Below are 14,028 nucleotides of genomic sequence, written 5' to 3'. Positions count from 1 at the left end.
GCTTTGCTCATGCTGCAGCCCACCCCTCCACCTCTCTCGCCCACGCCGGCCGCGCCGTTCGAAAACCGCCTTCTGGCTTTGCTCCGCCGCGCCGGCCTGCTCGACTGGTTTCTGCTGGGCCTAGTGGGGGCCGTGGCGCTGGCCTACCTAGTGCCCGGAGTTGGGAGCAAGAGCAGCCCTATTCCCTGGAAAATCATCACCACGGCCGGCGTGGCCCTGATTTTCTTTTTCTACGGCCTGCGCCTGAGTGCCGAAAAGCTCACGGCCGGCCTGCGCAACTGGCGCCTGCACGTGGTGGTGCAGGGCATTACGTTTCTGGCGTTTCCGCTGCTGGCGCTGTTGGCCCGGCCGCTGTTTGAGGGTCTGAAGGGCGAGCAGCTCTGGCAAAGCATTTTCTTCCTGTGCACCCTGCCCAGCACGGTTTCCACGTCCGTCGTGATGGTGAGTATTGCACGCGGCAACCTGCCGGCGGCCATCTTCAACGCCAGCATCAGCAGCCTGCTGGGCATTGTGCTCACGCCGCTCTGGACCAGCTTATTCCTGAACACCAGCGCCGACGGCGGCCACCTCTGGAACCTGGCTCTGAGTTTGGTTTGGCAGGTGATTCTGCCGGTGGTGGCCGGGGTGCTGCTCAACCGCCGCTACGGCGCCTTTGCCGAGCGCCACAAAGGTGCCCTGCGCATCTCCGACCAAGTGGTGATTCTGCTGATCGTGTTTACAGCCTTCTGCGAGTCGTTTGCTGAAGGCATCTTCCGCAGCTACGCCCCTGCCGATGTGGCGTTGCTGGCTTTGGGCATGGTAGGCCTGTACGCCGCCATTTTCGGGCTGGTGTGGGGCATGAGCTGGCTGCTGGGCTTCTCGCGCGAGGACCGAATTACGGCCTTGTTCTGCGGCTCCAAGAAGTCACTGGTGCATGGCAGCGTGATGGCCAGCCTGCTGTTTCCGGGTATGGCGGCCACCGGGCTGCTCCTGCTGCCACTTATGCTTTATCACGCCCTACAAATCATTCTGGCCAGCATGATGGCCCAGCAGATGAGCCGCCAGCCCGACGCCGCCCCGGTGGCCGTGTGACCAATGATATAATTGCACTATAAAGCTACCCAGCTAAGACATTTTCCAGCTTAGTTGAAAAATGCACTTTGCTGCGTCCTGCTGCCAATGTTAGCGGCTTGCGCTACATCTCCCCTTTTCCCGCTTCCAGAATCAGTTGCCTTAAATACCAGCCATTAGCTAGGTTTTACGGCTATTACCCGGGCTACCATCCTCCGGTACCGGAACATATAGTCGACTCTTAAGCGAATAGATATATTCCGATAATCAAGTCTTACATTTGAGAGTGCCCACTCCTTTCAGATGTACTTTTATCATGAAAAAACTATTACTGCTTTTTGTCTTATTGCTGTCACTGCCATTTCTGGCCAACGCCCAAACGGCTACTCAGAAGGTTTACGCCACCATCGTAAAAAACCAGCCGGAAGCCCTAGAGAAGCTGCTGGCCGCTGGCGCCGACGCCAATGCGCCGGTGGAGATGGTGCCGGGCTTTCCCACCACGTTCCTGATTCTGGCTGCCGGCAAAGGCCAGTTGGAACTGGTCAAGATTCTGGTGAAGTACAAGGCACAGATCGATAAGAATGACTCCTTTAATTCCACTGCCCTGATGGCGGCGGCCGACGAGGGCAGCGCGGAGGTAGCGGCCTTTCTGCTGGCCAGCGGCGCCAACCCCAATGCCAAAGACAGCGACGGCAAAGACGTGCTGGCGCATGCCAAGGAAGGTGGTAGTTCCGACGTGGTGAAGCTGATTCACAAAGCCAAATAACGGGCGCTTCAGCCCTGCACCTACCCTACCAAAAGCCGGGCGCATTGTCCGGCCATTGAGCGCTGCGGAAACGAGGCCCGCCACGCACCCATTTGCCGGCGGGCTACCTGAAATTTCTGCTTATAAGTAAGCTCCTCAGTAAGCTAGCCGGCAAAGGCGGCAGTTTTCTACCGGAATGGCGCTGCGCAGTTTTATAGTAAAATTCTTTTACCTAAATGAAACTATCTAACAACTCCAAGCATTTGGGCCAGTGAAACCCACTCACCTGAAATGCTTGATAAACAACTTACTAACGCTGGCTTTTACGAAATAGCTTCCCCCGACAACTCGCCTACGGGCATCACGCTCATCCGGCCCGGCCGGCGTGAATCGGTGCGGGTGTTTCTGCCTCACAATTCCACGGAGGTAGAGGTGTACGCCGGGTCCATTCGCAATGGCCGCCTCGTGTACCAGGGCCCGGCCGAAATGGCCGCCCAGCTCACGCTGCTCACTGACCGCAACAACTAGCGCACAGTATTTAGCTTCAACCAAACCAGCCAACGGCCCGGTTTCCGCTCAGTACCTCAGCCCAAGGCCAGCTACTGAGCGGAAACCGGGCCGCTGGCTGTGCAGAGTCCCGCGCTACTGGCCGCTGAGCTGTAGCAGGCGCACCACTAGGCCAGTCCAGCCGGTTTGGTGGCTGGCGCCGAGGCCGTGGCCGGCATCGCCGTGGAAGTACTCGTGGAAGAGCAGGTTGTCCTGGAAGTGCGGGTCAGTCTGCAGCCGCTCGTCATTGCCGAAGGCGGGGCGGCGGCCGGTTTCATCCTTGAGAAGCAGCTTGGTGAGGCGGCCAGCCAGGGCTTCTGCTACCTGCTGCAGGTTGAGCAGCTTGCCGGAGCCCGTTGGGTACTCGATTTTGAAGTTGTCGCCGTAGTAGAAATAGTAGCGCTGCAACGACTCGATAATAAGGAAGTTGATGGGCATCCAGATTGGCCCGCGCCAGTTGCTGTTGCCCCCAAACATGCTGCTTTCGGCCTCGCCGGGCACGTACTGCACCGTGAAGTCAGTTTCGGGGGTGCTGTAGACGTAGGGGTGCTCCAAGTGGTAGCGCGACATGGCCCGGATGCCGTAATCGGACAGAAACTCGGTTTCGTCGAGCATGCGGGTGAGCAGCTTCTTGAGACGCGGGCGGCGTAGCAGCCCTAGCAGGTGGCGGGCGCCCTTGCCGGGCTCCTGCCAACGGCTCACGAGCTGCGCCAGGTGCGGCCGGTGCCGGATCAGCCAGGTGGCGCGGGCCGTAAACTCAGGCAGCGCATCCAGAATATCCTGCTCCACTACTTCCACTGCAAACAGCGGAATCAGCCCCACGATGGAGCGCACCTTCAGCTTGGTGCGCACGCCGTCGGGGGTGTGCAGCACGTCGTAGTAGAAGCCGTCTTCCTCATCCCAGAGGTTGAACTGCCCGTCGCCGCCGCGGGTCATGGCGTCGGCGATGTAGAGGAAGTGCTCGAAGAACTTGCCGGCCATTTCCTGGTACACGCGGTTGGCCTTGGCCAGCTCCATGGCCATGCGCATCATGTTGAGCGCGAACATGGCCATCCAGCTGGTGCCGTCGCTCTGCTCAATGAAGCCGCCGGTGGGCAGCGGCGCGCTCCTATCAAACACGCCGATGTTGTCGAGGCCCAAAAAGCCGCCCTCGAAGATGTTCCGCTCGCTCTTGTCCTTGCGGTTCACCCACCACGCAAAGTTCAGGGCCAGCTTATGAAACATGGCCTCCAGAAACACGGTGTCGCCGAGGCCGTGGTGGAGTTTCTTGTCCATCTGGTACACGCGCCAAGTAGCCCAGGCGTGCACGGGCGGGTTCACGTCGGAGAAATTCCACTCGTAAGCCGGCAGCTGGCCGTTGGGGTGCATGTACCGGTCCTGGGTGAACAGGCGCAGCTGCTGCTTGGCAAACTCGGTATCCACCATGGCCAGCGGGATGCAGTGGAAGGCCAGATCCCAGGCCGCGTACCACGGGTACTCCCACTTGTCGGGCATCGAAATGATGTCGGCGTTGTAGAGGTGGTGCCAGGTGCTGTTGCGGCCGGCGCGGCGGCTGGCCGGGGCCTTGCTCATGGCCGGGTCGCCCTTCAGCCACTGGTTCACGTCGTAGTAGTAGAACTGCTTGCTCCAGAGCATGCCCGCAAAGGCCTGGCGCTGCACGTTGCGTACGTCGGGGTCGGCGGGCAGGCCTTCCTGGAGGCAGTTGTAGAACTCGTCGGCCTCGGTCTGGCGCAGGTAGAACTGGTGGTCGAAGTCGTGGAAGGGCGCGTCCTGCCAGGGCTGGCTCAGGCGCAGCCGCACGGTGCGGGCCTCGCCGGCCGGCACGGTCAGCTGATACTGAGCGGCCACTTTGGTGCCGGCCTGCTCGTCGTTGATGGCGGCTGCCGCACCGTTCACCACGTAGTCATTGATGCCATCCTTGAAGTGACGGCCTTCAGCGGGCAGGTTGTAGAGGCGGGCGCCGTTGGTGTCGTTTTCGCAGAACAGCAGGCGGGGCGGCTCGGCCGTGCCGTGCGGCTCGCAGTAGAGGTGGTAGTGGCCCAGCTCGGGGTGCTGGGCGTGCACCGCGCCGGGCTGCGACTCGCGCATACTGGGCCGGGTGGACTTGCCGTCCCAGCTCCAGGTGTTGCGAAACCAGAGCTGCGGCAGCAGCTGCACGCTGGCCTTTTTGGGGCCGCGGTTGTGCACCGTCAGCTTGATGAGCACGTCTTCGGGGCCGGCCTTGGCGTACTCCACGTACACGTCGAAGTAGCGGCTCTGGTCGAAGATACCGGTGTCGAGCAGCTCGTATTCGGGCTCCAGGCGGGTGCGGCGGCCGTTTTCGCGCACCAGCTTGCCGTACGGAAACTTGCGCTGCGGATACTTGTAAAGCATCCGCATGTAGGAGTGCGTGGGCGTGCTGTCGAGGTAGTAGTACTGCTCTTTCACGTCCTCGCCGTGGTTGCCCTGGCCGTTGGTGAGGCCGAACAGGCGCTCCTTCAGCATCTCGTCTTTGCCGTTCCAGAGGGCCACCGCGAAGCACAGCAACTGTCGGTCGTCGGAAATACCGCCGATACCTTCCTCGCCCCAGCGGTAGGCCTTGCTGCGGGCCATGTCGTGGGTGATGTAGTCCCAGGCGTTGCCTTCAGCTGAGTAGTCTTCGCGCACCGTGCCCCACTGGCGCTCGGTGAGGTAGGGTCCGAACTTTTTCCATGGGGCCCGCCCGGCGTTGGCCGCGGCTAAGCGTAGTTGTTCCTGCGTCATAAACTTCAAGCTCAGGCCTGGCTGAATATACGCAGCAGCGCAACTTCAGGTAGCCACCGGTTGGGGGCGCGCCGGGTGGCGGTTTCCCAAAGGTCGGGCCATTTCTGTTGGCAAGGCCCGCATACCGGCTGGGTGAAGGTCAGGCGTACTGCGTATACGGGGCCAGGGTTGCTGTCGAGCAGCGATATTCCGGGCGGTTGTCAGCTACAGCAAGGGTTGAAAACGATGTAGAGACGCGACACTTTGCGCCTCGTGGTTGCACAACCCGGATCGACGCAGCCTGAACAACGTAAGCAACGACGAGACGTGAAGTGTCGCGTCTCTACACCAGTCAGGCTTGTCGTTGCCGGCATTGTTTGGGTGCCGGTCGTTCAACGACGAGACGCGAATACGCGTCTCTACTTGGCGGCTTCGATTTCGGCGACGGCGGCGGTTACCTGCCGGGCAACCAGGGCCGCGTTGGGGCGGGTGGCTTGCTGCTGCTCGATCTGGCGGAGCAGGCCGATGAGGCGGGCGGAGTCGATGTAGGGTTTGTAGCGCACGGTCAGGTCTTTGATGCGGGTGATGCCTTCGGTGAGGGCCGCGGCATCGTCGGTGCGGCCCATCATGCTGCCGACGCTGGCCAGCAGACTGAAGCGGCTAGGTGGGTCGGCCGCGTCGTATTTGGTGCGCATCAGGGACCATTGGGCAGGACTGCCGGCCTGGCCGTACACCTGCACCATCGCTACGGTGAGGGCTCCCTTGTTGTCGGCCTCGAAGGCAGCGGCGCGGGCCAGCGCCTGCTCCGGCCGCAGCCCCAGCAGCCCCAGCAGCGCCGCGCCCTGCACCCGGTACGAGGGGTTTTCCAGCGCTTTCGTGAACAGCGGCGCGTACTGCTTGTCCTTCAACGTGCCCAGAGCCGTGAGGGCGGCGGCGCGCACCGCTACCACGGTGTCGGTGGCGGCCAGTCGGGCCAGAGCCGGCGCGGCAGCTTTGCGCTGGGCAAGGTTCTGCAGGTCGAGGGCTTCGATGGCGAACTGGCGCAGCCCCGGCGACTTATCCGTAAGGCTGGCCGTTAGCAGCTGGCGGGCCAGCGCGTCGGTGGGCTGGGCTTTGAGTTGGGTCTGGGCGGCGGCCAGGGCTTCGCGCCGGTCGAGGTAGCGCGGGGCGAGGCGGAGCTGGGTGGCGTACTCGGTGAGGGGCTTGTTGTCGGTTTTCTGCCAGAGCAGCACCTTGTCGGCGTCCACGTTCACCAGCTCGGGCCGGGTGGCAGCCGGGAAACGGAAGGTTTCGGCGGCCTGCGTCATCCTTACCTGATGCCGTTGCGGCTTACCATTCAGGTATACGTCCACCGCCAGCGGCAGCTGATACGCTGGGCCGGATTGGGTTTGTTTGATGGTCACAGTCTGCTCCCGGTGGGCAGCATCGTAGGCGTAGTCAATGCTGACGATGGGGTGACCGGGGCGGTAGTACCACTGGTCGAAAAACCAGTTCAGGTCCTGCCCCGACGCCTGCTCCAGCGCCAGCCGCAACTGGTGCGGCTCCCCGGTCCCGAAGGCGTTCTGGGTCAGGTAGGTTTTCAGGCCATTGAAGAAAACCGCCTCGCCCAGGTAGGCGCGCAGCATGTTCAGGATGCTACCGCCCTTCTGGTAACTCACGTTGTCGAACAGGTCCTCTTTGTCGGCGTACTGGTAGCGGGCCAGGGGCTTGGTGTGGTTGCTGGGGTCGATGAGGTAGGTGCGCAGGCTGCGGTAGGCCTGGGCGGCGCCGGCATCGGGACCGTACTCATGCTCGGCCCAAAGCACCTCCGAGAAGTTGGCAAAACTCTCGTTCACGGTCAGGTTGCCCCAGCTTTCGGCCGTCACGTAGTCGCCAAACCACTGGTGGAACAGCTCGTGGGCCACTTCGCGCTCCACGCCGGCGTACTCCCAATCGAGCAGCTCGCGGGCCGAGCCCTGGGCCTGGGGCCCGAACAGGGAAGCGGAGGTGTTTTCCATGGCCCCGGCTACGTAGTCGCGCACTACCACCTGGGCGTACTTATTCCACGGAAACTCCACCCCGAGCCGGTTAGAGAAAAACTCCAGCATGCGCGGCGTCTTGCCGAAGATGGACCGCGCCTGCCCGGCATACTGCGGCTCCAGGTAGTAGCTGACTTCCTTACCGCGCCAGGTATCGGTGGTTTTGCGGAAGTCGCCGATGGCCAGCATGAACAGGTAGGGCGCGTGCGGCTGGTCCATCTTCCAGGTGTCCGTGCGCAGACCCGCGCCGGCCGGCTTCTGGCTGACGAGGGCGCCGTTGCTAAGCGTGACGTACTTGGCGGGCACCGTCAGGCTGATTTCGGAGGTGGATTTCTGGTTGGGCTTGTCGATGGTGGGAAACCAAGCCGAGTTGGATTCCGTCTCGCCCTGGGTCCAGATCTGCACCGGCTTGCCCGCCACGGCGCTGTCGGGGTTGATGAAGTACAGCCCCTTGGCGTCGCCGATGGCCGCGCTGCCCTTGGCCCCCAGCTCATCGGGCTTGGCCACGTATTCCACGTACACCGTGTAGGCCTCCCCTGCCGGCACCACGCGGCCCAGCTGCACCAACAGCTGCTGCCGGTTGTAGGTGAATTTCAGCGGCTGGGGCGCGCCATTCTGCACCAAACTCACCTGCTTAATATCCATGCCCTTGGCATCGAGCCGCAGCGAGTCGGTGGCGTAGCCGTGGGGCTTCAGCGTCACCCATGCTTGTCCGTAGGCGTAGCGTTTGGCGTAGTCGAAGCGCAAATCCAGCCGGGTGTGCACCAGGTCGTTGACCCTGCGCTCGGCGGCGCGGTAGGTGGTGGCGGGCGTCTGGGCGGTAGCGGCCGTGGCGGCGGTCAGGCTGAGCAGCAGCGGGAGGAGTTGGCGCATAGGGAGGACAAGGTAGAAAACCTGTGCTTCGCCAGATGCCGCCTGGGGCGCAGGCGTTGCCTGGGACCTGAAGAACGTCAACTACAGCACGTCATGCAGAGGCGCAGCCGAAGCATCTCGCGTGCTGATGTTGCTTCACTAGCCCAGGGTTTAAACCCTGGGCTACGGAGCGGTTACCATCTAACGATTTAGCAACGTCAGCACGCGAGATGCTTCGGCAAGCTCAGCATGACGTTCTGTATATCACAGGCCAAATTCCTCTTCTACCCTCCTACCACAAACGTGCGCATGCTCAGGCCGCCGTATTCCACGGCTTCGTAGGCGTGGCGGATGTCGTCGTCGGGCTCGGCCAGGGCCAGGCTGTAGAGCAGCGGGATGTAGTGGTCGGGGGTGGGTACGGCGAGGGGGCCGCTGGCGCCGGCCTGCTGGTAATGGGCCAGCGCGTGCAAGTCGCGCTGGTCGATTTTGCGCTTGGCCCACTCGTCGAACTCCGCGGCCCAGGCGTAGGGTGTGGGGTCGTCGGCCATCAGCTTGGGCATGCTCTGGCGCAGGTTGTGCACGATGTTGCCGCTGCCCAGAATCAGCACGCCGCGGCGGCGCAGAAACTGCAGCTGCCGGGCCAGCTCGGCGTGGTAGGTCATCGGCTGGTGGTAGTCGATGCTGAGCTGGAACACCGGAATATCAGCTTCGGGGAAGACGTGGTGCAGCACCGTCCAGGTGCCGTGGTCGAGGCCCCACTCGTCGGTGGGATGGGCGTCGGGCAGGGCCTGCAGCACCTCCTGGGCCACGTCGGGGGCGCCGGGCGCGGGGTATTGCATAGCAAACAGCTCCTGGGGGAAGCCGCCGAAGTCGTGGATGGTGTCCGGCCGCTCGTTCACGCCCACGAAGGTGCCGCGCGTGAGCCAGTGCGCCGACACTACCAGCACCGCCCGCGGCGGCTGCCGGTTCCGGATATCGAGGCCCAGCTGGTGCAGCGTGCGGGTGAAGGCGTTATCGGCCAGCGCGTTCATGGGCGAGCCGTGGCCCACAAACAGCACGGGCATTTTTGCGGTGGTCTGGAAGCTGCGGGCGGTGTTGTGAAGATCTTGCAGGGAGTTCATGGCAGCTATAATGAGGACGTTATCGGGGGTGTAGAGACGCGACACTTCATGTCTCGTCGTTGAACAGCTGGAACTACGTCAGGTAAACAACGTCAGCAACGACGAGACGCGAAGTGTCGCGTCTCTACACCGTTCGGGCAGTTATTTTGAACGTCAGGCTAAAAGAACGTCATGCTGAGCTTGCCGAAGCATCTCTACCGCTTCGTTGCAGTAGTAATCCAATGAAGCAGTAGAGATGCTTCGACAGGCTCAGCATGACGGGCGGTAGTTGACGTTCTAACCTGCTTCGACACACCAAAGGTACCCGGCCCGAAACGGCGGAGACTTGATGTAGGATAAGAAACGCGGCAACCGACCGATTTGGGTACTTTCGCGGCTCTCCCACTTTCTCGCCCGCTCTCATGTCCCGTACTCTTCCCACCATTGTGGGGGCGCAGTTCTGCTGCACCTCGCTGTGGTTTGCCGGCAATGCCGTGGCGCCCGAGCTGGCGGCGCGGTTTCAGCTGCCGGCCGGTTTTGTGGCCTCGCTCACCAGCGCCGTGCAGCTGGGCTTCATCAGCGGCACGCTGCTGTTTGCGCTGCTGGCCCTGGCCGACCGGTTTTCGCCCTCACGGGTGTTTTTTGTGAGTGCGCTGGCGGCGGCCACGGCCAACCTGGGCGTGCACCTGAGCGACCTCGGGGCCGAAGGGCTGCTGGCCTGCCGCTTCCTGACGGGCTTTTTCCTGGCCGGCATCTATCCGGTGGGCATGAAAATAGCCGCCGACTACTACCAGGAGGGCTTGGGCCGCTCGCTGGGCTGGCTGGTGGGGGCGCTGGTGCTGGGCACGGCGTTTCCGCATTTGCTGCGTAGCGTTACGGAGCACTTGCCGTGGTACTACGTCACGGGCGCTACCTCGGCGCTGGCGGTGCTGGGCGGGGTGGCGCTGCTGCTGCTGGTGCCCGATGGCCCTTTCCGCCGCCCCGGGCAGCGGCCCCGCATCACGGCATTTCTGGCGGGGTTCCGGCAGCCGCAGTTTCGGGCGGCGGCGCTGGGCTACTTCGGGCACATGTGGGAGCTGTACGCGTTCTGGGCGTTTGTGCCGGTGGTGCTGGAGGCGTTTCAGGCGCGGCACCCGGCGGCGGCGCTGCCGGTGCCGTTGCTCTCGTTCGGCATTATTGGCGGGGGCAGCCTGGCCTGCGTGGGCGCGGGGCTGCTGGCCCGGCGGCTGGGCCCGGCGCGGGTAGCCACCACGGCGCTGGCGCTGTCGGGGGCGTGCTGTGTGGCTTCGGGGCTGGTGCTGGGCGGGGGCTCGGTGGTGGGGCTGGTGGCGTTTCTGGCGTTCTGGGGGCTGGTGGTGGTGGCCGACTCGCCCATGTTCTCCACCCTAGTGGCCCGGCACGCCCCCGCCGAATCGCGCGGCGCGGCCCTGACCATCGTCAACTGCCTGGGGTTTGCCCTGACCATCGGGAGCGTGCAACTCACCGGCTGGCTGGCCCCGCGCCTGCCGCCTCAGTTGCTGCTGCTGCCCCTGGCCATCGGCCCGGCGCTGGGGCTGTGGGCGTTGTGGCGGGGAAGGCGGGCAGTTTAAAATTATTGTAAGTTTTAGCTTTTACAGAAATTTTATACAAAGAGGACTATATTGCCCTTGCAATAAATAGCAACTTAAATTCACAGATTAAATGGCAACAAAGAGAAATAATCAATCAGAACAAAATGAGGTTACAGTGCTCATTAAATCAAAGGAACATTTTTCGCAAGAGCTTCAAGAAAGAATCAAAATAGCAAGAGATATATTGAATAATAAAAATGATCAAAATTACCCAAAAACACTGTATACCTTTTTTTCGTCATGGAACGATTATAATCTGGAATTATTGAAGCAATCATTCAACATTCCGTACAACGAATATAGGCACTCGTATGATAATGCGGGTGAATGGAGCGGCATGCGAATTCGAAGTATTGGGGCTCCACCGCCAACTGAAAATCAAATTTTGCAAGGACAAATTGCAAAAATTGAAAGCAAAGTAAATAATCTTGAGAACTTACATCAAAAAGTCAAATTAATAAAATCATCATCCGACTCAGTAGATAAGAAAGAGTCAATTTCTATAAATGCAACAGCTGACCTAAATAAGGTTTTCATAGTACATGGCCATGATGAATTAGCCAAAATTGAAACCGCACGATTTATAGAGAAATTAGGGCTAAACCCAATAATTCTTCATGAGCAAGCAAGCTCTGGAAGAACAATTATAGAGAAAATCGAAGCTCATTCTAATGTAGGATTCGGCATAGTATTATATACACCTTGCGATGTTGGAGCAAGTAAAGAAGATGCAGAAAATCTTCAATCTAGGGCACGTCAAAATGTCGTTTTTGAGCATGGTTTTTTAATTGGTAAAATAGGCAGAAATAATGTATGTGCTTTGGTAAAAGGGAATATTGAGACCCCTAATGACATTTCTGGTGTAGTTTACATATCAATGGCAAATGATTGGAAACTAAGTCTTGCTAAAGAGCTTAGAAGTAGCGGATACAAGATTGATATGAATCTTGTCATCTGAGTGCTCAAGACACATTTTTTTTCCACTCACAAATCTGCCCCGCAACCTCACGGTTACGGGGCGGTTTGCGTTACGGCAAGCGGCGGCGGTTACTGCAGCTTGTAGTTCACACAAAAAAACGCCCCGCAACCATCTGGTTGCGGGGCGTTTTTTTTTGCGGCTGACGGCACAGGCTGAAGCCTATGCTACACTTCGTTACAGCAGCTTGTCAATCGTAATTGGCAGGTCGCGGACGCGCTTGCCGGTGGCGTGGTGGATGGCGTTGGCCACGGCGGCGGCTACCCCCAGCATGCCTACTTCCCCGATGCCTTTGGCGCCCAACGGGTTCACCACATCGTCTTCCTCATCCACGAAGATGACGTCGATGTCGTGAATGTCGGCGTTGACGGGCACGTGGTACTCGGCAAAGTTGTGGTTCATGTAGCGCCCGAACTTGTGGTCCATCACGGTTTCCTCCATCAGAGCCGCCCCGATGCCCCACACGACCGAGCCCAACACCTGCGAGCGGGCCGTTTTGAGGTTGATGATGCGGCCGGCGGCAATGGCATTCACCACCCGCGTCACGTGCACCGTGCCCAGGTCCTCGTCTACCTTCACTTCCACAAACACGGCGTTGTGGGCGTGCAGCGAGTACTGCTTCTGCTTGAGCATGTTGGGCATCGTAGAGCCATCGGCTTCCACTTTGGCTTCCCCGCTGGCCTGCAGCACGTCGCGGATTACTACGGACTGGTTGTGGTCGGCGCGGAGGCGAATCTGGCCGTTGAGGAACTCCACGTCCTCGAACTTGGCGTCCTTGAGCGGGGAGTCGTCCTGCTTCTGGGCCAGCTTCAGGATTTTGCCGGCCAGGTCCTGGCACACGCTCTGGATGGCCGTTCCCACGGAGGCTGCCGTCCAGGAGCCGCCCTGCAGCGGGGCTTCGGGCTGGTCGGTGTCGCCGAGCTTGAAGGATACGGCTTCCAGGGGCAGGCCCAGGGTTTCGGCCGCAATCTGCGTCATGATGGTGTAAGTGCCGGCGCCGTTTTCGCCGGCGCCGCTCAGCACCGTCAGCTTGCCATCGGCCGTGATGGAGGCTTTGGCGGCCGATTTCTGCTGGGTGGCATCCCAGACGCCACCGGCCATGCCCCAGCCCACCAGCATCTTGCCGTCGCGCATGGAGCGCGGCTCCTGGCTGCGCTGGTCCCAGCCGAACTTGGCGGCGGCCTGGTGGTAGCATTCGCGCAGCTTCTTGCTGGAGAAGGGCTTATCTACGTTCTGGTCGCGGTCGGCGTAGTTGCGCAGGCGGAACTCCAACGGGTCGAGGCCGGCGGCGTAGGCCATTTCGTCCATGGCCACTTCCAGCGCAATGCTGCCCGAGGCGGCGCCGGGGGCGCGCATATCGAGAGGCGTAAATACGTCGAGCTTGGCAATCTGGTAGCCCAGCTTCACGTTTTCGCACTGGTAGAGCATGCCGCTCCAGTTCACCACATTCTCGGTGTAGTCCTCGAAGTGAGAGGTTTCGTGGAGGGCATGGTGCTGCAGGGCGGCCAGCGTGCCATCGGGGTTGGTGGCCAGCTTCACGGTCTGGAGCACGTGGGGCCGGTGGCCGAAGCTGAACATCTGCTGGCGCGTGAGCGTGAGGCGCACCGAGCGGCGCAACTCCAGCGAGGCCAGCACGGCCAGGTACACCGAGTACTGCGGCCGCAGGCCCGCGCCGAAGCCGCCGCCCATGTACTCATTCACCACGCGCACGTCGTCCTTCTTCAGGCCGAAAACGCCCACCAGGTAGTTCTTCACGTTGAAAACGCCCTGGGTTTTGTCGTAGGCCGTAATCTGGCCTTCGCCGCGCCACTCCACCGTGGTGCTGAACAGCTCCATGGGGTTGTGGTGCTGGGTGCCGTGCACGTACTCGGCCTCCATGCGGTGCTCGGCGGCACCCCAGGCTTTGTCGGGGTTGCCGCGGGGCGGCGGCGGCGGCTGGAAGCCGGTTTTGCCGCTGCCCGGCTCGTAGCCTTTGGCGCGCTGGGTTTCGAGGTTGGTTTCGTGCTTTTCTTCGTCGTACTCGATGCGCAGCACCGAGGCCGCGTAGCGGGCCAGCTCAAAAGAGTCGGCCACCACGAGGGCCACCGGCTGCTGGCTGAACTGGATTTCGGGGTCCTGCAGAGCCCGGAACGGCGAGCCGCCGGGCGCTACCAGATCCTTGTGCTTCTTGTCGAGCCAGGCCACGGAGGGCACGTTCTCGTGCGAAAACACCTGAATAACGCCGGGCAGCGCCAGCACCTCGTCGGCGTGGATCTTCGTGATTTTGCCCTTGGCAATGGGGCTGCTCACCACGTAGGCATACGCCATGTTGGGCAGGTGGTACTCGGCGGCGTAGGTGGCCGTTCCCGTCACCTTGGCCGGCCCGTCGACGCGGCTGGTGGCGGTGCCGATATAGTTAGTGGTGCTCATG

At 61.3% G+C, this 14,028-nt stretch carries 9 protein-coding genes; 5 read left to right on the top strand and 4 right to left on the bottom strand.

Going from position 1 to position 14,028, the window contains the following annotated elements:
* Positions 1-9: 9 nt before the first annotated feature.
* The 3 genes from N008_RS15645 (at position 10) to N008_RS15635 (ending at position 2,323) form a co-directional block, all read left to right on the top strand.
* Positions 10-1,071: a bile acid:sodium symporter family protein gene (locus N008_RS15645; protein ID WP_052381620.1), complete on the top strand. Its 1,062-nt coding sequence runs from the start codon at positions 10-12 to the stop codon at positions 1,069-1,071.
* A 295-nt stretch (positions 1,072-1,366) separates the two neighbouring features.
* Positions 1,367-1,816: an ankyrin repeat domain-containing protein gene (locus tag N008_RS15640; RefSeq protein ID WP_081910845.1), complete on the top strand. Its 450-nt coding sequence runs from the start codon at positions 1,367-1,369 to the stop codon at positions 1,814-1,816.
* A gap of 270 nt (positions 1,817-2,086) precedes the next feature.
* On the top strand, positions 2,087-2,323 hold the full coding sequence (locus N008_RS15635; RefSeq protein WP_044017350.1) for a hypothetical protein: 237 nt from the start codon (positions 2,087-2,089) through the stop codon (positions 2,321-2,323).
* A 114-nt stretch (positions 2,324-2,437) separates the two neighbouring features.
* On the opposite strand, the gene N008_RS15630 is transcribed toward N008_RS15635, so the two are convergent.
* From N008_RS15630 to ygiD, 3 genes are all read right to left on the bottom strand, one after another.
* On the bottom strand, positions 2,438-5,083 hold the full coding sequence (locus N008_RS15630) for an MGH1-like glycoside hydrolase domain-containing protein (protein WP_044017348.1): 2,646 nt from the start codon (positions 5,081-5,083) through the stop codon (positions 2,438-2,440).
* Between the two features lie 398 nt (positions 5,084-5,481).
* Entirely contained in the window at positions 5,482-7,953 is a 2,472-nt protein-coding gene (locus N008_RS15625) for a M1 family metallopeptidase (protein ID WP_044017346.1), read from the bottom strand.
* Between the two features lie 263 nt (positions 7,954-8,216).
* Positions 8,217-9,053, bottom strand: coding sequence for a 4,5-DOPA dioxygenase extradiol (gene ygiD / locus N008_RS15620; RefSeq protein ID WP_044017344.1), 837 nt, complete (start codon positions 9,051-9,053; stop codon positions 8,217-8,219).
* 401 nt (positions 9,054-9,454) lie between these two features.
* Between ygiD and N008_RS15615 the strand changes: the two genes are divergently transcribed.
* Together N008_RS15615 and N008_RS22420 are read left to right on the top strand one after the other, a co-directional pair.
* Positions 9,455-10,621 carry an MFS transporter gene (locus N008_RS15615; RefSeq protein WP_044017342.1) on the top strand — a complete coding sequence of 389 codons (1,167 nt, stop codon included), beginning with the start codon at positions 9,455-9,457 and terminating at the stop codon, positions 10,619-10,621.
* Positions 10,622-10,712: 91 nt separating this feature from the next.
* Complete coding sequence (locus N008_RS22420) at positions 10,713-11,600, top strand: TIR domain-containing protein (RefSeq protein ID WP_231569725.1); 888 nt, start codon at positions 10,713-10,715, stop codon at positions 11,598-11,600.
* 195 nt (positions 11,601-11,795) lie between these two features.
* Here N008_RS22420 and N008_RS15610 read toward each other — a convergent pair whose 3' ends face one another.
* Positions 11,796-14,027 carry a xanthine dehydrogenase family protein molybdopterin-binding subunit gene (locus N008_RS15610; RefSeq protein WP_044017341.1) on the bottom strand — a complete coding sequence of 744 codons (2,232 nt, stop codon included), beginning with the start codon at positions 14,025-14,027 and terminating at the stop codon, positions 11,796-11,798.
* Position 14,028: the final 1 nt, after the last annotated feature.

Source organism: Hymenobacter sp. APR13, assembly GCF_000737515.1.
Classification (GTDB): domain Bacteria; phylum Bacteroidota; class Bacteroidia; order Cytophagales; family Hymenobacteraceae; genus Hymenobacter.
The sequence above is the reverse complement of the archived record's forward strand: the minus strand, read 5'-3'. Positions and strand labels throughout refer to the sequence as shown.

What these genes read in the sequence shown, in the direction of transcription:
- N008_RS15645 (WP_052381620.1), top strand. Translation starts at nt 10, where the DNA reads ATGCTGCAGCCCACCCCTCCACCTCTCTCGCCCACGCCGGCCGCGCCG.
- N008_RS15640 (WP_081910845.1), top strand. Translation starts at nt 1,367, where the DNA reads ATGAAAAAACTATTACTGCTTTTTGTCTTATTGCTGTCACTGCCATTT.
- N008_RS15635 (WP_044017350.1), top strand. Translation starts at nt 2,087, where the DNA reads ATGCTTGATAAACAACTTACTAACGCTGGCTTTTACGAAATAGCTTCC.
- N008_RS15630 (WP_044017348.1), bottom strand. Translation starts at nt 5,083, where the DNA reads ATGACGCAGGAACAACTACGCTTAGCCGCGGCCAACGCCGGGCGGGCC.
- N008_RS15625 (WP_044017346.1), bottom strand. Translation starts at nt 7,953, where the DNA reads ATGCGCCAACTCCTCCCGCTGCTGCTCAGCCTGACCGCCGCCACGGCC.
- ygiD (WP_044017344.1), bottom strand. Translation starts at nt 9,053, where the DNA reads ATGAACTCCCTGCAAGATCTTCACAACACCGCCCGCAGCTTCCAGACC.
- N008_RS15615 (WP_044017342.1), top strand. Translation starts at nt 9,455, where the DNA reads ATGTCCCGTACTCTTCCCACCATTGTGGGGGCGCAGTTCTGCTGCACC.
- N008_RS22420 (WP_231569725.1), top strand. Translation starts at nt 10,713, where the DNA reads ATGGCAACAAAGAGAAATAATCAATCAGAACAAAATGAGGTTACAGTG.
- N008_RS15610 (WP_044017341.1), bottom strand. Translation starts at nt 14,027, where the DNA reads ATGAGCACCACTAACTATATCGGCACCGCCACCAGCCGCGTCGACGGG.